This window comes from Mesorhizobium sp. WSM4845, assembly GCF_055811455.1.
The window spans coordinates 289,768-308,711 of record NZ_JBVVQA010000003.1 but is presented as its reverse complement, the minus strand read 5'-3'; the positions used below and the strand labels follow the sequence as shown (position 1 = coordinate 308,711).

Below are 18,944 nucleotides of genomic sequence, written 5' to 3'. Positions count from 1 at the left end.
GTCGGCCGACAACTGCCGGGAGAATTCCTTGAAGAGACGTACACTGGTTGCCTCTGAATTCAATGCGAAGGACCGGGCTCACTTTGCGTTGGCGTATGAGTTTTGCCGCATCGTTGCCGAATGCGAGGATGCCGATCTGATCGCCCCCGGCATCGACAACTACCTGACGAGATACTTTCACGCCGTCTTGCCAAAGCACGATCCTCACAACGTCCAGCGTGACTTCAACAGACTGACGAGCGCGATTCGCAAAGGGCTAGGCTTGAGGAACGCACCAACCATGGAGCCTGTTCGGCTCACCCAAGACTATGACCTTTTCTTCTTCGTCGCTTGGAGCCCGCAAAGTCTTGTTGAATTGTCTCGGATCCACAACTGGCGCGGCCGCTGCAAGGTTGCTGTCGCGTATCTGTTCGAACTCTGGTCGAGCACGCTCGAAGAGGACCGCCAATATCTGAAGCTCCTGGACCAGTTCGACCACGTGTTCCTGTTGCACAGCGCGTGCATACCGCGCCTGCCTCAATACACCCGCACGCCCTGTTCCTTTCTTGCCACGGCTGTCGACGGCCTCATTGCAACGCCGTACCTGTCGCCGGTCAAACGCGTGATCGACGTATACTCGATCGGCAACCGAGCCGCGAAGATACACGGACAGCTTCTGAAGCTGGCCGAAGAGCGGGACTTCTTCTATCTCTACGACACGCTCGCAAGCACAGATTCCCGGGTCAGGGACTGGCATGAGCATCGGTTGCTGCTCGCCAATATCATCAGGCGAACGCGCTACTTCATGGCTTTCAGTCCAGCGGCACTTGCAAACTCCAAGTCCGTCACGGTTGCCGGCGAGCAGGTGCTGCCTGCCCGTTTCTTCGAAGGGGCCGCGGGCGGCGCCGTCATGCTTGGGACCGCGCCGCAATGCGCCGAATTCGGTGAGCACTTTGACTGGCAAGACGCGGTGATCGAGGTATCACCAGACTCGAGCAGTGTCGCAGACGTAATTGGCGAACTCGACGCAAACCCCCGCCGCACAGAATTGTTGCGCAGGACAAACGCGGTCCGTTGCCTAGAGATGCACGATTGGGTTTACCGTTGGGAGCACATCCTTGTCACGATCGGAATGGAGCCGTTCCCGCGACTCCATATTCGCAAGTCCCTGCTGCGACAGATCGCCGCCGATGCGATGGCGCTCGCCTAGACGATCGGGCCCGAAAGCGGGAACCGCTTTCGGGTTCGGTGCTCAAACGGTGCTCAAACAATGAGAAAGAGCGGCAGTTCCGAACCGGTTGCTTCTGTCGGAGCGTCCCCCCGCTCCAGTGCTGCGCGCGAGAGCATTTCATTTCGAGCTACTCCGAAGAGCTAACAGGCGCCGGAAGCGGGCAAGGAGAAGGTCGTGTGTCCGCCGGCTCTGCCCTTTGGGGTTAGAGCTTATGCCGAATTGGATTCGCACAGTGTGGCTGCCATTCTCTCAACTCCAAGAACCGAGTGCTGCCGCAACCACGGCAATCGAACTTCGAAAGGGGCAATCACCGCAGGCGGCGGATGCAGTCACGCTAGGCATTTCGGCGATTTTCAGCGGAGGAGGGGGCGGTCGTCACGACATGGTGGATGGATGCGGCTTTGAACGCAGGTGAACGTCATGGCACTTCTTCATGAAGACCCCCGTGCGGGCGTCACGTCAATCGCACCGCGGTGGAACGTCAAAGGCAATGTTCTTCTGCAGTCGTTTCCGCTTCTCGAGGCAATGTCCGTCGTGCTGCTCAGCATCGTCTCGGGAAAGGTATATGATTTTGTGAGTTTCGGACATTTCGGCGAGTACGGCCGGAACTTCGGGCTTGGTGTTGTTGTAGCCGCCCTTTTTTCGACTTCCGCATATGCGCGCGGCCTATATCTGAGTTCCGAGCCGCGGTCGCTGGCCTCACAGATCAAGGAGGTCGTGCTGATCTGGACGGCGGTCTTTCTTTGCCTGTCGGTTGTGGCGCTTACACTCAAGGTGGGAGACATGTTTTCGCGCCAAGCCGTTATGCTGTTCTTCGTGACGGGACTTGGCGGCATCATCTTCGTGCGCTTGGGCGCCGGACGACTGTTTGCCTCCTTGACCAGGTCGGACATGCTTGCCAAACCGCAAGTAGTGATCGTAACGCAATCGGACGTGCGCGTGCCAAGTGGCGTAGTCCAGGCAATCGAGGCTTCCGGATGCGACGTCTGCCAAACCATTACATTGCCGGCGGCATCCAGCGAGGGCTCGCTCCTTGAGTGTATGGAAAAGCTCATTGAACATGTGCGTCGGCGTTCTGTCGACGAGATAGTCCTTGCTGTCAGTTGGGCTGACATTTCCCTGATTGAGAAAATCACCGCTTACCTTTGCGTGGTTCCGGTACCCGTAAGGCTCCTTCCGGACCACGTTGTTAGCGCGCTCTTGAAGCGGCCTGTCGTCAACCTGGGGGGGACGAGGGCGATAGAACTGCAACGCGCGCCCCTAACGACGCCTCAGCTGCTTACGAAGCGGCTCTTCGACCTTGTGTTGACCACTGCCGCCCTTCCATTTCTTCTGCCCCCTCTGGCCGTTGTAGCGGGGCTGATTGCGCTCGAATCCGGGAGGCCGGTGCTCTTCTGTCAGCGTCGGGCCGGGTTCAATGGCCGCACGTTCAAGATCTATAAGTTCCGAACGATGACGATCCTGGAGGACGGGCCTGTTGTCCCTCAAGCCTGCAGGGGCGATCCCCGCGTTACCCGCGTTGGGCGCATATTGAGAAGGTTCAGTATCGACGAGATTCCGCAGCTGTGGAACGTGCTGAAGGGCGACATGTCGTTGATAGGCCCGCGGCCGCATGCGCTGGCGCATGACAGCGAATACAGTCAGATCATTTCTCTCTATCCGGCTCGGCACAAGGTGAAGCCGGGGATCACCGGCTGGGCACAAATAAATGGCTGCCGCGGCGCGACGCCGCATGTATACATGATGATCAGGCGTGTCGAACACGATATGTGGTACGTCAACAACTGGTCGGTCTGGCTCGACGTAAAGATCCTGCTTCTGACCATCCCCCGCATCTGGACGGGGCGAAACGCCTTCTAGCCCAACTTTGCCGATTCGAGGCCGCTGGAGGCGATTTTGTGTGGCAAGTGATTGATTTGCAAGGAGTGGCGACTGGCAGACGACCCCATCAATTAACTGCCAAGCGACACCTCACTCGGAAAGAGCGAACCTCTTCTTCGACGCTATCAGATCGTGTCTCTCTGGTCGTGAGTTCCACTCGAATCGAACGATCTCCACGCCCACACCAAACGAGGATGACGGCTTCTGTGAGTCCGCAACAAACCCGAACCACTGACCGAACTGCGGGGCCTTCCCTTGTCGAGTATGCTACGGCGAGGTTAGTTCCCCAAGGGCGGCTTGCATGCATCAAAGGGCAAAATATCCTGCTCAGTTCAACGCAGGGGGTAGTTTTTGCGCTCAATGACACTGCGGCTGATATCTGGCGCTCGCTTGAAGAAGGCGTGCCGGTCGAGGCTATCTTGGGCGAGATGGCAGCCCGTGGCGTTGATAGGCAAGACGCCTATGGCTATGTCGAGGCTGCCCTTCAAGACTGGGAACGGCTCGGCCTAATCCAGCCTGCTCCACCGCCGTGCCCAACCGCAGCTCATCAATATATCTGCCAGGTCGTTGCTGTTCCAGGCGTGTGTGTGCGCATACTGTATCCGACGGCCGTCGCCTTTCCGGCCGCGACCGTATTTCAGCATCTCGAAGTTCGAAACAGGGCCGTCGACGTTCTATTCCATCTGGTTGAGCGTAGGGAGCGGATCCACCTGTTCCGGGATGGCCACTGGACTGATTCCTGTGGTCGAGACGAGATACCCATTATGGTCAAAGGGCAACTGCTGGCCGAAGTGCTTGGGCACAGTGAATATGAACTCGCCCTCCATGCGGCGGCGCTTTTCAAGAACGGCCGCACGCTCCTCCTTTGTGGTAACCCCGGCTCGGGCAAGACGACGCTGACCTTGGCGCTGGTCCACGCGGGGTTTGGCTTCGCGGCAGACGATGTGACACTTCTCGACTCGGCCGGACACGGTATCGGCCTTGCTTTTGCGCCTGCAGTCAAATCGGGATCATGGTCCATTCTCGGACAACATTTCCCCGAACTCGGCAGGTCTCCGGTTTACCGGCGCCCCGATCGCAGACGCGTGCGCTTTCTTGTGCCTAAGGATCATGTCCCTCCCGTTCCCCGGCCCGTGGGCTGGGTGGTCTTGCTCTGTCGGACGCAGGATGCCAAACCTTCCCTGCGGGTGATTGACCCGACCGACATCCTGGGTGGCTTGCTGAACGGCGCCTTTGCGCGGAATAAAGAGCTAAGCAGCACCGCGTTCGACGTTCTTTGCCAAGTCATCCGATCGGCACAGGGCTTTTGCCTGACCTATGCCAAATTGGATGACGCGTTGGAACTGCTGAAGGAGGCGTGCCGATGAAGCCCACCAGGGATGCGCTCGAGGCCCTGATCGCGGGACTTAGCGGCCGCCCGGTGGTAACGGCCGACTGGCAGGCGGTAATTGCACTCGCCAACCACACTCTGCTTACGCCCGTCTTGTTCGCCACTCTTTCGCACACGGGCCAGCTTGACCGGCTCCCCGAAGACGTGGGCCAGTATCTTCAGTTCATTTACCGCTGCAACCGGGAACGCAATTTGCGCTTGCGCAGGCAACTGAATGAAGCCGTTGCTGCCCTCAATCAGTGGGGCGTCGTTCCGGTCCTGCTCAAAGGGGCCGTTCCCTTGTTCCTTTCGTCGAGCGGCAGGGTTCCCGACAGGATCATGAGCGATCTCGACTTGGCTGTGGAAACGGCCAAAGAAGGGGCTGCCCGGGCTTGCCTTGCCAAGCTTGGCTATGCCGAAGTGACGGTCGCGGGTAGCCTGGCGCGCCCGCAAGACGTCGGTCTCCTGGAGCTCCGGCCGTACCGGGAGATTGACCGCGAGTCCCCGAGGCTTGCCCGCCGTCACGGCCTTAGGGCGAAAATCCCCGCCCCACAGTCGCGGGCCCTCCACTGGATCATGCATGATCTCATCAAGGAGGCGGACTACTGGCGCGGAAGGACCGACTTTCGCCACCTTTATGATCTGGCACGGCTGGCGGAACAGCATAAGCTGGATTGGGCGGTGCTTCGAACATCCTTGCCCGACCAGAGCGCGCGGAACGCGTTCGATACTCAACTCCTGGCATTGAGTCACTTCTTTGGCGTCAGAGCACCGGCGCAATATGTGCGGCGCCCATTGGTTCGCTTTCAACACTGGCGGCGTGTCTTCCCCTTGTATCATCCCGTCCTCGGCGTTCCATTGCGCCTGGTCGGCAATTCGCTGTGGGGTATGTGGCGACTTCTACATGGCGATGGCTTGGGCCGACGGAGTCCGCTCGACTTTGGACGCCGCGCCACTAGCATCCTCCTTGACGGCGATCTCGGGTCAAAAGTGTAGTAATACTTAATTTCCTGAATTGTATCTTGATGGCGCGTTGTCTTCACGAGTCGCATATGATAGATTGTGTGGTTAGAGTTGTCGCGCTGGCCGGAGTACGTTTGATGAAGAGCGAGAAATATTCCAAAGGAAAGACAGATAAACTTGTCCCGGAAGAACAGGCACGTCGTGAATTTCTAAAGAATGCCGGGCGTTTTGCTGTTGTAACACCTCCATCCATTGCTCTGTTGCTTGGCACGAGCCTGAACTCGCAAGCTATTGCCGCATCGCATGGCGCACGTCCCGGACATGGATGGGGCGGCAAGAAACGCACTCCTGGCCGCAAGCGTTAGAATGGTTCCTCTGGTCGTTCTGGCCGATCATAGATGACGTGTAGTCCGGAACGCCTAAGCCGGTTGGAGGCGGCCGTGGAAACGGAAGCGCGCCTCGCCCGATCTTTGCCCCAGCGGTCATCCATCCTGCCATATTGCCGCGTCTCTGCGGTCTACCCTGATCCCGTCTAAGGGAAGGGGTCAGTTTTCGCGCATGCCGAGACGGAACGCGTCCGTCAGAGGTTGCGTCAAGTAGGACAGCACGGTCGTCTCGCCGGTCGCAACGATCACCTCCGCCGGCATGCCGGGCCTAAGTTTCTCGCGGACCTGTTCGGGGAACTGAGAGACCTGCACGGAAACTTTCAACTCGTAGTAGGGCTCACGCGTCACTTCGTCATGGAGCGCGTCAGCGGCAACGGTCTGCACCTCGCCGATCGCGACCGGCGTCGAGCGAGCCTTGAACGAAGGCAGTCGGATCTCGGCAGGAAGGCCCTCGGCAACATTGTTGATGTCGACCGGCGACATCTTCGCCGAGACGATCAGAGTGTCGTCGTCAGGGACGATCTCCATCAAGGTTTCGCCGGGGCGAACCACGGCTCCTATCGTGTGTACCTTAAAGCCGACAACGCGCCCGGACCGCGGTGCGCGTATTTCGGTGCGGTTGAGCACGTCATCTGCAACGTGCAGCTTTTCGCCGGCGTCGGTGAGCTTGGCACTGGTCTCGGCAAACTGTGCCGAGACCTCTTCGATGGCCTCGCGCCCGACTTGCTCGATCTGGAGTCGCGCCTCGCCGATAGTGTGGCGCTCGCCCGCTATTTCGGCAAGGAAGGCACCAAGCTGACCTTGGAGATCGGCCTGCTGCCGTTTGAGCGCGGTCAGCCGCGTGCCCAGAATGATGCCCTTATGGGCTAAGGGCGCCAGCATATCGTGCTCTTCTGTGATACTCTCGATCTGCAAACGGACAGCCTCGCTTTGGGATTGCATGGCCTCGATCTTCCGTTCGGACTGGGCGATGCGCTCCTGCAAAATGGGAACCTCGTTCGTACGGGCCAAGCGGCGCTTGTTGAACAGTCGCAACTGGTCTTCCATCGCGCGCTGGGCGAGGGGGGCGCTCCCTAGCGTGAGTTCGCGCGGGAAAGTGACCATTTCGGCTCCGTCCAGTTCCGCCTGCAGCCGTGCCTTCTCGGCAAGCAGCGAGAAGACAGCGGACCTCGCGATTTCGCCCTGCGCCTGCGCCTCGGTGAGATCAAGGCGCACGAGCACCTGACCCTCGGTCACGTGTGCGTTGGGCGAGACGAGAATGTCGCGCACGATACCGCCCGCAAGGTGCTGAACCGCCTTGCGGTCGGTTTCGACCACAACTGTACCCGAAGCGATCACCGCGCTGTCGAGGCTGGCCAGAGAGGCCCACCCGCCGAGGATGCCGAAGGTCAGCACGACGATGCCAAAGCCCATCCGCGCGGGCTTGCGCCAGTCGCCGGAGAGGTTTGCGTGCGCCGGCTTGTGGTCTGAGCCGGCAAAATCTAACGGCGCGAAAATCTGCGGGAAGCTAGCTCGAGTCGCCCGTCCTGCATGCAAGAGCGCGGAAAGTGTCGGCCCCACCCCGCTTGTACAAGCGGGGGCAGGGGTCGAGCGGGCCGTCCGCATCGGGAGCCCGCGAACCCGTGCTATGATTGCCGTCCTTTTCGAGGTGTCAGGCATCATCATTGGTTTCGACTCGTTATGCATCGACGCGTGTCCGGCGGAGGAGAGAGTGCGCTGGATCTGACGCCGGCGGTCCGGCGCGCCCTCCATCCCAGACGGGCCGCCGCGGTGCCGGCGCTACGTTCGGGCCGACGAGCGACGGCAGCAACTGGTCACGACTGCCCATCTGCGCTATTCGTCCTTCCTGCATGATGATCATTCGATCCACCGCCGACAGGAGGTTCGGCCTGTGGGTCACGATCACAACGGTCTTTCCGTCTCTCCGCAACCCTTCGATTGCCCGGATCAGTGCGCGATTGCCATCGCTGTCCAAATTGGCATCAGGCTCATCGAGCACGACGAAGCTCGGCTCGCCAAACAGGGCGCGCGCGAGACCGACCCGCTGCCGCTGCCCACCCGACAGTCCGACTCCATCCTCCCCGATGTCGGTCATATACCCTTTGGGGAGGCGCTGGATCATCTCGTGCGCAGAGGCGAGTGTTGCCGCCTCGGTCACCTGCGCATCGACCGCGTCAGCTCGGAAGCGCGCAATGTTGTCGCGCACGGAACCGGAGAACAGCTCAATATCCTGGGGCAGGTAGCCGAGCGCGGTGCCGAGTTGGTCCGGATCGTAATGGCGCAAATCGTTGCCATCGAGTCGCACGCATCCTTGCGCCGGCGGCGACGCACCTACAAGCGCACGCGCGAGCGAGGATTTGCCCGAGCCCGATAAACCAACGAGGGCGACCACCTCTCCCGCTTTCAGCGTGAACGTCGCGCCCATGACGACCGGCGTGTTCGTACCGGGGGCGAGGACGAAAAGGTTCTCGACGGAAACCGTACCCCTGACGTCAGGCAGACGCACGCGTCCAGCAATGGGCGGGTTCTCCTCGAATATGCGTTCCAGGCGCGCATGGGCGCTGCGCGCGGACACGATACTTTTCCATTGCGCCACCATGATCTCAATAGGGGCAAGCGCCCGACCCATGATAAGCGACGCCGCAAACAGGACGCCCCCGGAGATTTCCTGGTTAATAGCCAGGTACGCACCGATGCCCATCATGGCCGTTTGAATGGCCATGCGCAGAAACTTGGACAACGCAAGAAATGTGCCGCCGCGCTCGCCCGCGCTGACGGAGTAACCTAGCGCTTCCTCGCGGATTCCGGTGCACCGTGACCGGATAGCGGGCCCCATCCCGAGCCCCCGAATTGCCTCTGCATTGCGCAGCGAGGAGCCCAGCCTGTCGATCGCGCGAGTGTTCGTGAGCGAGGCTCGCAAGAGCAAGCCCTTCGTCGCTCGCTCATTTACGAGTGCGATCGTCACTATCGCCACCGCGCCGACGAGGGCCACAAGGCCGATCAACGGGTGAAGTAGGAAGCAGATCACGATGTAGATCGGAGCCCAGGGCGCGTCCATCAGCGCCATGATGACGCCGCCCGAAAGAATGTCGCGCATGAGGTCGAGATCGCGCAGGGTCTGTCCATGATTCGATCCGCGGGTACGCAGCGCCGAGGAAAGCGCCGCCTCGAAGGCGGGACCAGACAAGAGCCGGTCGAACCGCACGCCAGCCTGCTGGAGGATACGAGCCCGATAATGTTCGAGGGTCCCATAGGTCATCAGCAACACGCCAACGATCACCGAAATAATGACGAGCGTGACGGCATTACGGCTCGTTAGGACGCGATCATAAATTTGCATCGTGTAGAGCGGAGACACGAACATGAGAAGATTGATGAAGAGCGAGAGCCCGCCGGCCGCGCAGAGGCCCGGACGGATCTCGCGCAAGGCCACCGCCAGCGGCGAGGGCACGTGCAAGGAGAAATTTGTCATCTATTATCCGAATCCAGTGAAGCGGTCGCAGGGCGCTCTAACCTGGCCATTTTCAGGCCTCTGTTCACGAGCGAGGAAGGCGGCAGGGCAGGCGAGGTCTCATGCAAAAATCCCCCGACGGAACCACCCGCCGAGTTGGTCCGAGCGCGAGCCCTGCCCCATCACACCGTGCTGAAGTGTGGCGCAACCGTCTGCTGCAGCGGGTTGCGCCGCCTGTTCAGACTGCGTAATCCCAGGCGAACTGGTTATCGATGTGTGCCATTGGGGTGGCGGCGGCATCCTCGTGCACGTCGGCTACGACCGCCTTTGACTTGTCCCAAATGATGTTGTTGGGGTTGCCAGCGTTGGTGTAGCTCGAGTTCAGGACACTGACCCCGCCGGAGCTGACATTCCAGATCAGTCCATTCGACGAGGAAGCCCCGCGGCCTTGGTCGGCGTTGATACCGTCGAACGACCTCGTATCGTCGAAGGTAACATCGCTCGCGTAGGACGAGAACGCGCCATTGCCCTGATGGATGGCGTCAACGTTCTGCACCCTGCCGCCGGTCGATCCGTTCTCGAACATCACGCCGACGCCGGTCACGGAGTTGTTACCGTCGATCACCCCGTTAGAGATCGTCGTATTCGGGCTACCATAGACCGAGACGATGTCCTCAGGATGCGAGTTGGCGGCGTCGTTGACGGCATAGAAGTCGGTCAGCGAACTATTGCCCGAGTTGTTGAACTGGACGAACTGACCGCGCGGGAAGGGGCCATGGAAGTCGTAGCCATCGACGTGCGAGAGATTCGCACCGGGCGAGTCCACGAGATAGATACCGGTCGAGCCTTCCCGCACCGTGGTGTTTTGAACGGTCAGGTTCGCGGCGTTTTCTGCCCTGATGTTGATGATGTCCGGGCTCGTCTCGGCGTCGATTCCCGCCGGCGGGTCGGCGTTGATGACCTCGGTGTTCTCGATGGTGACGCCGGTTGCGCCCGATACCGACACCCCGTCGCCTTCGGCGTGATGAATACGAACATTGCGCAGGATGACATTGTCATGCGTAATCGTGACTGCGTCCCCGTTGGTGACGTGGATGTCAAGATTTTCAATCACCTGGCCATCGTACTCCGATTGGATCGGTGTGGTGGTGTGGGTAAGACCCTGCGCCGGCTGCGTGGATGCCGTCGGCGCGGAAGCGGTGGAAGTGGGAGCCTCGGTTGTCACGGTCGATGTCGGGCTTGACGCGGCTGTCTCCGTCGGCGCGGAAGCGGTGGAAGTCGGAGCCTCGGCCGTCACGGTCGATGTCGGGCTCGACGCGGCTGTCTCCGTCGGCGCGGAAGCGGTGGAAGTGGGAGCCTCGGCCGTCACGGTCGATGTCGGGCTCGACGCGGCTGTCTCCGTCGGCGCGGAAGCGGCGGAAGTGGGAGCCTCGGCCGTCACGGTCGATTTCGGGCTCGACGCGGCTGTCTCCGTCGGCGCGGAAGCGGTGGAAGTGGGAGCCTCGGTCGTCTCGGTCGATGTCGGACTCGACGCGGCTGTCTCCGCCCTCGCGCGTAAGTTGTTCAACCGTTCCGAGTGTTCCCACTGTATTCCATTTTCAGAATTCATCCATTTCATGTGCTTCATGTGCTTCTCCAGTTAAAAATTTGAATTCACTATAAGTATCACTAAGGACACCCATCGACGATAAACGATATTTTATCGTCTTGACGAAACTCCGCTTATACAACCAGAAATTTCGTCTGGTAATATAATGCTAACCTTCATGTTCAGAATACGGCGTGGATAGGGCTATACTGAGACTCTCCCGGGTGATCGGCGCTGCGTTCAAGCCTGCGCCTACGTCGGATTGCAAACGTCGCCTAGTACTCGGATCACGCGTGACCCTACTCCCGAGCAGCAGGGGACAAGGTCATGCATGCTAGGCGGCCAACGGCACGGCTCGAAACAGGTGATCTACGAGAGCTATCCTGAACTCGGCTACAATTACCGCCTGACGGACCTGCAGGCTGCCATCGGCGTGAGCAACTGCAACGGCTTCTCGCACTCTTCACGCGGCGGAGGCAGCTTGCGGCGCAATAAGGTGAGCGCCTTCGCGCAGCAACTGGCAAAGCTTGCTACGTGGACGACCTGATGCACGGCTTGACGCGCCAGATGAATTAAGACGCGAACATCGACCAAGCCGTCAATCTTGGCAATCGTATCGAGGTAACCATAATCGGAACTGGCCGCCTCATGTTTTTCTTTCATCGGCCCGCGAAAAGCCCCGGTAACCCTGGCGGCCGCGCATCGGCGCCACGATGGCCGTCGCCCGTAGCGGCTGAAAACCAGGGCTCGTGCCCTTCCCCAAGGCCTCAGGTTTGAGAAATCCGGATGGGCCACGACGATGCTGCCCTACGCCTAATGAGGGGTGTTTTGGCGTAGGGTTTTCCTAAAGAATATGCGGTTGGCGTGTGGGCTTGGACTCGGACCAATTGCCTCGGAAGGGTCGCTCAATCTGCAGTGTAAGCAGGCTCGGGGAAGGTGTATCTGCCAACCCATCTTATTGCCTCCTCTATCGTATCGAAATTCTTGTGCTGCCCGCTTAGCAGCCCGAAGCCCGTCTCGAGAAACCATTTGCCTTTCGTCGAGTAGGCTTCCTCGTCGATCTGCGTGAGGACCGCCACCAGTTGGTCGCACTTCCACACCAGAACCCCCGATTCTCCGCCCTCGACCGTTCCGATCCGCACTTCGCTAAACGAGAATCCAGAAGTAATTTTTGCTTTGCCCACTTTGATAAAGCCCTCAACTTCAAAATGGCAGTAACACTGGTGGGGTCCCCCTCATGCGCCCCTGCGATGCCGTCTCCACCGCGCTACCATCGCCGGGGGATGATTTGAGCGTATGGTTCTAGATAGCGGAGGCTCATATCAGGGCGAAGCTTTGGCAAAAGCGAATGCACCAGCCCGAATGATTATATATTGTAAGACGGCTGAGTTGCCATGTCGCTCCCCGACGGGGCATTGCCGGATGCGGGAGTAAGCATGCCATGGTTCATCGCCCAAACTGCAGCCTGTGTACGGTTGCGGACCCGGATCTTTCGGAGGATGGCCTTGACGTGTACCTTCACCGTAGCTTCGGCAATGTCGATCTCGCGCGCGATGGCTTTGTTAGACTCCCCTTCGATTAAGCGGCGTAGAATACAGTTTTCCCGATTTGACAAAATTGATAGTTCATGATCCTCATGCTCCACGTTAACAGCCACCTTTGTTAACTCATCAGCTGCGTCAGGTTTCAGATCATGCCTTATTTCTTGAATAGCCGTTGAAGTTTCGGCAGGTAACACCGTCTGCCCTAGCATAACCAATTCCAGAGCTTTGATGAAGGTGTCGTAAGCAGCGACTTTTATCAAATACCCGTCTGCCCCCGCACGAAAAGCTGAAACTATATCGGTCGATCGACAGTGATCGGCTAACGCGACGACATGGCTGGTCGGATAAATCGCTTTGAATTCTGCAATTTGAGCGAAATCAGCATCCGCATCAGTACCGCCGACATCTATGATGAGCAAGATGGACCGGTGCTGGGCTAGCGGCTTCTCCAGAAGATCGTGAACACAAGCCGCAGAGAAAAGGACACGAAACTTTGTCGCATCCAGGATTCGACTAAGGCCTTCTCGGAGTAACTCGCTCGGCCCGACAAGTACTGTTGTAAAGGATTCTCCTGTCATCATTGCCTCCCGCTTCGGCGCGATCGAAGTACACGCGTCGAGTAGAGCACTCCACGCCCCAACTGCACTCGATGCCCTCGGATTGAGTCTCTTGCAGTTCCTCACTCCCTCCTGGCGAGAACAGGTTGGGCAGTGTAAGGACTATTTATAAGTAGTCACTAACATAGGTTGCTTTTTCGTTAAATTTCGCCGCAAACCGACGTAAAGCTAGAACCCGGGGCGGCAATCTGCCTGAAGACGCAGGGATGGCACGGGTTAGCCATCTCAAGCCGCTGGTAGTCGAACGACGATCGGGTAGTGCCTGCGGCGATTGCAACGATAGAGGAGGATTCCTGAAGGTGGACGTTGGCGTGGTCAGGTCTGCCGCAGTGTGTCAGGCACCTGCACGTATTCGGCAGCACTCTCTCGTCGCGCGATAGGCCGTGTCGCCGTCATGATGATCGGACCTTTCTGCATATTGCTCAACACGAACGAGGTTGAGTTTCGTTCGGCCCGTCCTTCGCCGCAAGCCGGATGCGGATACCGTGTGGTCGAGATAATATCACGCCCCGCCAGGCCGCGCACGACCAGTCGTCCCGAAAAACTCGGCTGGAACTGTTCCAGCGACGGCCGAGGGGTCGTCTTCCGGCAGAGAATTTGCTAATGGCCCATGCGTTGCCGCGCTAGGAGATAGCCGTTACCTGAGATACTCGTTGTCGAATCCGATTATTTCGACCAGCTTCTTGCGGTTGATCACCTTTACATGGCCGCCCCTGAACGAGACGAGATCGGCCTTTCGGAGTTCCCTCAACGTTCGGTTGACGTGAACGGTGGTCATTCCGAGGATGTCAGCAAGTCGTATTGCGTAAGGGGAGACTCATATCTTCCATAGGCCGACAAGCAAACCAGCAGTAGCGCTCGACAATTGAGCTAGCGAGCCGGCCGCCAGTCCGCGATTTGCCATCTTGGCCTGCTCCGATTTGGATTCCCTGCTAGCTGCTAAACAATTCCCTGTTAGTACGTGTAGGGAATTTGGCGCTAAAGCATTGAATCTGCGCAGCGATTTCTGATTGAAAATTGGGTCAGGCCCTCAAAAACCTCGAAGTTCACTGTTTTTCGGCGCCTATCAGGGAAAATTGGACAGAGACCGGTTCGCCAGAGACTGCGACAACCACCATTTTTTCTTTGTTATCAATGGGTTATAATGGGTGCTGCCAAGCCGATTTGGCAGCATTTGGCAGCGCCCCGGCAGCAACGAAAAAGGGCGGCTCGCGCCGCCCCGGTTTCTTTGCTGACGATCCGCAGCGGCGGCGGCGCTGCCGCCGGCGATCATGGTAAGCCTCAAGCCGCTTTGCGGCCTCGACGGCATGCCCAGCGTCGCGATCGCCTCGACGGTCACTTCGTTGTGATGGCGTCTGGCGCGAACCGATCGGTCCCCTAGCTTGGTGCTGATCCGATCACCCTAGTTTTGGTAACCGCTGTAACAAATCCGGAGGTACAGCATGGCAGAATTGAGCCGCAGTCAAGTTCCGGGATCCACGAGATCGGGCATCTCTCGTCGGACGTTCCTGAAGCACGGTGGCACCTCGGCCGTAGGGGCGGCGTTGCTGGAAGCAGGGGCGGCGCAGGCAGCCGTTGATGGTTCTATGCAGGACGATGCCAACGAAGTGCTTGGCCCTGGTCTGATCCCGATCGACCTCACGATAAATGGACGACGGGTCCCGGTGCAGGCGGAACCCGCCACCACGCTGGTCGACGTCCTCCGCAATCACCTCGGCCTGACCGGCACCAAAATCGGCTGCGATCGCGGAGCCTGTTCTGCCTGCACGGTCTGGCTCGATGGTCAGCCTGCCAGCAGTTGCATGACGCTGGTGCTCGACGCCCGGGGCAGGAACATCACCACGATCGAGGGGCTGGCCAAGGGCGGCAAGCTTCATCCGGTGCAGCAGGCGTTCGTCGAGCACGACGCCCTTCAATGCGGATTCTGCACGCCCGGAATGGTAATGAGTTGCGCAGCGCTCATAAATCGTAAACCCGACGCCGGCATCGACGAGGTGAAGGCCGCGATAAGCGGTCACCTGTGCCGCTGCGGCACCTATCCGAACATCTTTGCGGCAGTGCTCGCCGTCGCCGGCGAGAATCGGAGGAGGGGCACCTGATGGCTACCGAAAATCAGGCACGGGCCGACCGGCCTTCGTTACGGTCCCAGTCCTTGCTCTACGGTATCGTCGGGCAGGAGATGAGGCAGGTGACTCGGCAGGTGCCGGACGATGAGCCGCCGCAGTTGCCAGTGAACGCCGAACTGCGCTCCATCGGCAAGTCGATCCCGCGGCTCGATGCCGTGCAGAAGGTGACGGGCGCGGCGAAATACACATTCGACGTGCAACTGCCGGGAATGCTCTACGCACGACAGATCGTCTGCCCATGGCCGCATGCCAGGGTGATCTCGATCGACACCTCGGCGGCTGAGCGTTACCCCGGCGTCCGTGCTGTACATGTGCTCGAGACACTGCTGCAATCCGCCAGGCTTCGCGATCCGGACGCCGAGGCCCGCAACAAATACCCGACGGTCCGCTTCGCCGGCCAGACCGTTGCCGCGGTCGCCGCCGAGACGCAGCGGATCGCCGACCAGGCGGCGAAGCTCGTCAAGGTCGAATACGAGCGCTTGCCGCATGTCACTGACCTCGATGCGGCGATGGACGATGAGGCACCAATCGTCTTTCCAGGACCGGTCGAGCAGCCATCGACGGCCGGCGGCGGCGGCGCACCGGAAGGCTTGCCGCAGAAGGGCAATGTGCGCGGTCCCAACTTCGGCATGCCGGGTATGACGCCCACGGGCGATATCGACCAGGGCCTGGCGGAGGCGGACGTGATCGTCGAGGCCGAATATCGCACGCAGGTTCAGACTCATGTGCCGATGGAAACACATGGCATCGTCGCGGATTGGCAGGATGACGGGCTGACCATTTATGCCTCCACGCAGCACACGCACAGCGTGCGCGATGAGGCCGCCGAATATTTCGATCTGCCCAAGAGCAAGATCCGGGTAATCAGCGACTTCACCGGCGGCGGGTTCGGCGCCAAATATGGGATCAACAATTTCGGCCTCCTCGCCATTCATTTGTCGCAAAAGGCCGGCGCGCCCGTGCGCATGATGCTGGACCGCCGTGAAGAGCATGTTTCGGCGGGCAATCGCCCCAACAGCTTGCAGCGCGTACGGATCGGCGCCAAACAAGATGGCACCCTTACCGCCATCGACGTCATAAGCTGGGGCTCCGGCGGCATCGCTGGGGGCGCCGGCATAGGCTTCTGCTACAATGCGCTATATCCGTGCCCGAACATGCGCACCGAGCAGTATGACGTGTTCACGAATGCCGGCCCGTGCGCGGCTTTCCGCGCACCCGGACAGGTGCAGGGCATCTTCTCGCTCGAGCAGGCGATGGACGAACTCGCGGATCGGCTGCAACTCGACCCGCTGATCCTGCGCGATCGCATCGACACAAAGCCCACCGACGATATGCTTGCACGGGCGCATGAACGCAAGGTCGCGGCCGAGCGGTTCGGCTGGGGCCGCCGGCGTCGGCCGAACGCCGACGCCGGGCCGATCAAGCGGGGGATTGGCATGGCGCAGGCGCAGTGGGTGTATGTCGTCAGCCCTCCGACGACGGTGGAGGTGCGGGTCGCCGATGACGGGTCGGTCTCCGTCTACAACAGCACGCAGGATGTCGGCACCGGCACGCGGACTGTGCTTGCCCAGGTGGTTGCAGAGGAGTTCGGCCTCAATGCCAAGGACATCGGCGTCTTTATCGGCGACACGCGGTTCCCGTGGGGACCGCCGTCCGGCGGCAGCCGGGTGACTGCGTCGGTGACGGCGCCTGCCCGCAATGCGGCCTATGCGGCGGCACGCGACCTGGCCGCGCGCCTCGCGCCGCTTTTCGACGACGCCGATCCCGATGACATTTTTTTCGCCTACGGCAAGGTGGGCGTCCGCGGCAAGGAAGGGGCCGCAAGGCCGCTCAAGGATGCAGCCAAGGAAGCCAAATTCGGCGAAATCTCGAAACTCGCCAAGCGGCACGACGACTATGAGGGATTTGCGGTGCCGGGAGAGCTCTCCATCAGCCGGCATGGGCTGGGCGGTGTCCAATTCGCCGAGGTGGCGGTCGATGTCGAGACCGGCGTGGTCAAGGTCGAGCGCATCGTCGCTGCCAGCGATTGCGGCAGGCCGATCAACCCCAAACTGGTCGAGAGCCAGGTGATCGGCGGCATCATCCAGGGTGTCAGCTACGCGATCTACGAGGACCGCATCATGGACGCGGCGAGCGGCCATCAACTCAACGCCAATGTCGATCAATACAAGATGGTCGGATCACGCGAGACTCCGGCGATCGAGGTGCTGCTCATGGAGCAGATCGGGGCGCAGTCGTCGACCGACGCGCGAGGCATCGCCGAGGCAAGCAATGTGGCGACCAGCGCCGCGATCGCCAATGCATTCTACAACGCCACCGGAAAGCGGATCCGCACTTTGCCGATGAACCCGGCAAATGTGCTGGCGACGCTCAGCGCCTGAGATCGGCCAGAAGGAGTCCATCATGGCCATGAACAGCTTCGAATGGGTGGATGCCACGACGGTCGAGCAGGCAGCAGGTCTGCTTGCCGAAAGCACCGAGCAACGCCCCGTCATCGCGAAGGCGGGCGGGATCGACCTTCTGGACTTGATGAAGGAAGGGATTCTAGCGCCGATGCGACTCGTAAATCTGAAGACCATCCGCGGTCTCGACGAAGTCGACACGGAAAACGGGCTGTCGCTCGGCGCGCTTGTGACGCTGGACCGCATCGACAACGATCCACAGGTCCGCGCGCGCTACTTGGCGCTGTCGGATGCTGCCGGACATGCGGCGACGCCGCAGGTCCGCAACGCCGCAACGATCGGGGGCAATCTGCTGCAGCGGCCGCGCTGCTGGTATTTTCGGCACGACCATTTCCATGGCGAAGGTGCAGATGAGATGGGGAGCAGGGGCGCTGACGAGAACCAGCATCATGCGATCTTCGACAACGACAAAAACGCGATGGTCCACGCCTCGACGCCGGCGACGGCACTGGTCGCTTATGATGCAAGCGCCGAACTTGCCGGCGGCGCCAACGGCTCACGCGTCGTGAAGCTCTCGGATTTCTTCTTGCCACCCGAAATGCAGCGCGCTCACGATGCCAGGATCGAGACTGGCGAGGTTATGACGCGCGTGATCGTTCCGCCGCTGAACGCCGGGGCGAAGGCCGCCTACCGCAAGCAGACCGAGCGCGACAGCTACGACTGGCCGATCTGCGATGTGGCGGTGGTGCTGACGATGGAGGGCCAGACAGTGCAAAATGCTTCGATCGTCATGGGATGGGTCGCACCAACGCTTCGCCGCGCCGTCGAAAGCGAACGTCTCCTCATCGGCAACAGGCTTACCGACGGCTTGGCGCGACAGGCGGCCCGTGCCGCGGTGGCCGGCGCTACGCCGCTGGCGAAGAACGGCTATAAGGTGCCAGTGCTGGAGACGGTCGTTCGCCGCACGATCCTGGCTGCTGCCGCGGGCTAGCTGGGGCCGTCCAAAATGGGTTCGGCAACGTCGCAGCCACACGCGGCGCCGGCAGTCTGCCGACGGTTGCGCTCCAAGGGCGCACCCGGGACAGGTTACGGGAGCGGCGTCGACTTCAACGCAGGCTACAGTTCGACCGCAACATTCTGGTGTACCGCCACGGCCGGCGTCGTCGGGCCTGATGACTCCTACGTCCATCCGCACGTATGCATAGGCGATCGGATATGCTTCCTGAGTCCTTCAGAGCAGGATCGAGCTTCGTGACATTGGCGGAGAAGGCGACAACCAACTGTTGTGGGTACGATTAACTCTGGGGTAGCAAGTCGTCTCTCTGTGAGCGCCGTGACGACGGTTGGCACGCGGCTCACGGCAACCGGCCATTGAGCGTGCACGGTGCCACCAGAAGTGAATTGCTC

17 protein-coding genes are annotated in these 18,944 nt (G+C 60.3%); 10 read left to right on the top strand and 7 right to left on the bottom strand.

Features of this window, described 5'->3' with window-relative positions; genetic code table 11:
• The first annotated feature begins 28 nt into the window (after positions 1 to 28).
• From AC0L2C_RS05710 to AC0L2C_RS05690, 5 genes are all read left to right on the top strand, one after another.
• On the top strand, positions 29 to 1,189 hold the full coding sequence (locus AC0L2C_RS05710) for a glycosyltransferase (RefSeq protein WP_128246340.1): 1,161 nt from the start codon (positions 29 to 31) through the stop codon (positions 1,187 to 1,189).
• Positions 1,190 to 1,630: 441 nt separating this feature from the next.
• Positions 1,631 to 3,070 carry an exopolysaccharide biosynthesis polyprenyl glycosylphosphotransferase gene (locus tag AC0L2C_RS05705; protein ID WP_128246339.1) on the top strand — a complete coding sequence of 480 codons (1,440 nt, stop codon included), beginning with the start codon at positions 1,631 to 1,633 and terminating at the stop codon, positions 3,068 to 3,070.
• A gap of 215 nt (positions 3,071 to 3,285) precedes the next feature.
• Positions 3,286 to 4,458 (top strand): PqqD family peptide modification chaperone, encoded by a 1,173-nt coding sequence (locus AC0L2C_RS05700; RefSeq protein WP_128246338.1) that lies wholly within the window; start codon positions 3,286 to 3,288, stop codon positions 4,456 to 4,458.
• A complete protein-coding gene (locus AC0L2C_RS05695; protein ID WP_128246337.1) occupies positions 4,455 to 5,456 on the top strand; it encodes a nucleotidyltransferase family protein in 1,002 nt (333 codons plus the stop codon). The genes AC0L2C_RS05700 and AC0L2C_RS05695 overlap by 4 nt, the downstream gene beginning before the upstream one ends.
• A 104-nt stretch (positions 5,457 to 5,560) precedes the next feature.
• Entirely contained in the window at positions 5,561 to 5,788 is a 228-nt protein-coding gene (locus AC0L2C_RS05690) for a hypothetical protein (protein ID WP_128246336.1), read from the top strand.
• Between the two features lie 180 nt (positions 5,789 to 5,968).
• Here the strand turns inward: AC0L2C_RS05690 and AC0L2C_RS05685 are convergent, their stop codons facing one another.
• From AC0L2C_RS05685 to AC0L2C_RS05675, 3 genes are all read right to left on the bottom strand, one after another.
• Entirely contained in the window at positions 5,969 to 7,369 is a 1,401-nt protein-coding gene (locus AC0L2C_RS05685; RefSeq protein WP_287062376.1) for an HlyD family type I secretion periplasmic adaptor subunit, read from the bottom strand.
• 118 nt (positions 7,370 to 7,487) lie between these two features.
• Positions 7,488 to 9,281: a type I secretion system permease/ATPase gene (locus AC0L2C_RS05680; RefSeq protein WP_473522928.1), complete on the bottom strand. Its 1,794-nt coding sequence runs from the start codon at positions 9,279 to 9,281 to the stop codon at positions 7,488 to 7,490.
• Positions 9,282 to 9,498: 217 nt separating this feature from the next.
• Positions 9,499 to 10,374, bottom strand: coding sequence for a right-handed parallel beta-helix repeat-containing protein (locus tag AC0L2C_RS05675; protein ID WP_473522927.1), 876 nt, complete (start codon positions 10,372 to 10,374; stop codon positions 9,499 to 9,501).
• On the opposite strand from AC0L2C_RS05675, the gene AC0L2C_RS05670 reads away from it, so the two are divergent.
• Positions 10,355 to 10,903, top strand: a complete 549-nt coding sequence (locus tag AC0L2C_RS05670; RefSeq protein ID WP_473522926.1) for a hypothetical protein — start codon at positions 10,355 to 10,357, stop codon at positions 10,901 to 10,903. The two genes, AC0L2C_RS05675 and AC0L2C_RS05670, sit on opposite strands and share 20 nt — an antisense overlap.
• A gap of 276 nt (positions 10,904 to 11,179) precedes the next feature.
• The gene (locus tag AC0L2C_RS05665) at positions 11,180 to 11,395 is read left to right on the top strand and encodes a DegT/DnrJ/EryC1/StrS family aminotransferase (RefSeq protein ID WP_287342021.1); all 216 of its coding nucleotides are present in this window, start codon (positions 11,180 to 11,182) and stop codon (positions 11,393 to 11,395) included.
• Between the two features lie 358 nt (positions 11,396 to 11,753).
• On the opposite strand, the gene AC0L2C_RS05660 is transcribed toward AC0L2C_RS05665, so the two are convergent.
• The 4 genes from AC0L2C_RS05660 to AC0L2C_RS05645 all read right to left on the bottom strand — a co-directional run bounded on the left by AC0L2C_RS05660 (position 11,754) and on the right by AC0L2C_RS05645 (position 14,282).
• Positions 11,754 to 12,032, bottom strand: coding sequence for a hypothetical protein (locus AC0L2C_RS05660; protein WP_206072727.1), 279 nt, complete (start codon positions 12,030 to 12,032; stop codon positions 11,754 to 11,756).
• Positions 12,033 to 12,214: 182 nt separating this feature from the next.
• On the bottom strand, positions 12,215 to 12,970 hold the full coding sequence (locus AC0L2C_RS05655) for a LuxR C-terminal-related transcriptional regulator (protein ID WP_287062366.1): 756 nt from the start codon (positions 12,968 to 12,970) through the stop codon (positions 12,215 to 12,217).
• 676 nt (positions 12,971 to 13,646) lie between these two features.
• The gene (locus AC0L2C_RS05650) at positions 13,647 to 13,787 is read right to left on the bottom strand and encodes a helix-turn-helix domain-containing protein (RefSeq protein WP_128246330.1); all 141 of its coding nucleotides are present in this window, start codon (positions 13,785 to 13,787) and stop codon (positions 13,647 to 13,649) included.
• A 288-nt stretch (positions 13,788 to 14,075) separates the two neighbouring features.
• Positions 14,076 to 14,282: a hypothetical protein gene (locus AC0L2C_RS05645; RefSeq protein ID WP_128246329.1), complete on the bottom strand. Its 207-nt coding sequence runs from the start codon at positions 14,280 to 14,282 to the stop codon at positions 14,076 to 14,078.
• 169 nt (positions 14,283 to 14,451) lie between these two features.
• Between AC0L2C_RS05645 and AC0L2C_RS05640 the strand changes: the two genes are divergently transcribed.
• From AC0L2C_RS05640 to AC0L2C_RS05630, 3 genes are read left to right on the top strand one after another with little or no spacing between them, the layout of a single operon-like run.
• On the top strand, positions 14,452 to 15,108 hold the full coding sequence (locus AC0L2C_RS05640) for a (2Fe-2S)-binding protein (RefSeq protein ID WP_128246328.1): 657 nt from the start codon (positions 14,452 to 14,454) through the stop codon (positions 15,106 to 15,108).
• On the top strand, positions 15,108 to 17,516 hold the full coding sequence (locus AC0L2C_RS05635; RefSeq protein ID WP_287062360.1) for a xanthine dehydrogenase family protein molybdopterin-binding subunit: 2,409 nt from the start codon (positions 15,108 to 15,110) through the stop codon (positions 17,514 to 17,516). Before AC0L2C_RS05640 ends, AC0L2C_RS05635 begins: the two co-directional genes overlap by 1 nt.
• A gap of 22 nt (positions 17,517 to 17,538) precedes the next feature.
• Positions 17,539 to 18,528 (top strand): FAD binding domain-containing protein, encoded by a 990-nt coding sequence (locus AC0L2C_RS05630; protein ID WP_287062358.1) that lies wholly within the window; start codon positions 17,539 to 17,541, stop codon positions 18,526 to 18,528.
• Positions 18,529 to 18,944: the final 416 nt, after the last annotated feature.

What these genes read in the sequence shown, in the direction of transcription:
- AC0L2C_RS05640 (WP_128246328.1), top strand. Translation starts at nt 14,452, where the DNA reads ATGGCAGAATTGAGCCGCAGTCAAGTTCCGGGATCCACGAGATCGGGC.
- AC0L2C_RS05700 (WP_128246338.1), top strand. Translation starts at nt 3,286, where the DNA reads ATGACGGCTTCTGTGAGTCCGCAACAAACCCGAACCACTGACCGAACT.
- AC0L2C_RS05650 (WP_128246330.1), bottom strand. Translation starts at nt 13,787, where the DNA reads ATGACCACCGTTCACGTCAACCGAACGTTGAGGGAACTCCGAAAGGCC.
- AC0L2C_RS05695 (WP_128246337.1), top strand. Translation starts at nt 4,455, where the DNA reads ATGAAGCCCACCAGGGATGCGCTCGAGGCCCTGATCGCGGGACTTAGC.
- AC0L2C_RS05665 (WP_287342021.1), top strand. Translation starts at nt 11,180, where the DNA reads ATGCTAGGCGGCCAACGGCACGGCTCGAAACAGGTGATCTACGAGAGC.
- AC0L2C_RS05670 (WP_473522926.1), top strand. Translation starts at nt 10,355, where the DNA reads ATGTCAAGATTTTCAATCACCTGGCCATCGTACTCCGATTGGATCGGT.
- AC0L2C_RS05690 (WP_128246336.1), top strand. Translation starts at nt 5,561, where the DNA reads ATGAAGAGCGAGAAATATTCCAAAGGAAAGACAGATAAACTTGTCCCG.
- AC0L2C_RS05680 (WP_473522928.1), bottom strand. Translation starts at nt 9,281, where the DNA reads ATGACAAATTTCTCCTTGCACGTGCCCTCGCCGCTGGCGGTGGCCTTG.
- AC0L2C_RS05655 (WP_287062366.1), bottom strand. Translation starts at nt 12,970, where the DNA reads ATGACAGGAGAATCCTTTACAACAGTACTTGTCGGGCCGAGCGAGTTA.
- AC0L2C_RS05645 (WP_128246329.1), bottom strand. Translation starts at nt 14,282, where the DNA reads ATGATCGCCGGCGGCAGCGCCGCCGCCGCTGCGGATCGTCAGCAAAGA.
- AC0L2C_RS05705 (WP_128246339.1), top strand. Translation starts at nt 1,631, where the DNA reads ATGGCACTTCTTCATGAAGACCCCCGTGCGGGCGTCACGTCAATCGCA.
- AC0L2C_RS05635 (WP_287062360.1), top strand. Translation starts at nt 15,108, where the DNA reads ATGGCTACCGAAAATCAGGCACGGGCCGACCGGCCTTCGTTACGGTCC.
- AC0L2C_RS05630 (WP_287062358.1), top strand. Translation starts at nt 17,539, where the DNA reads ATGGCCATGAACAGCTTCGAATGGGTGGATGCCACGACGGTCGAGCAG.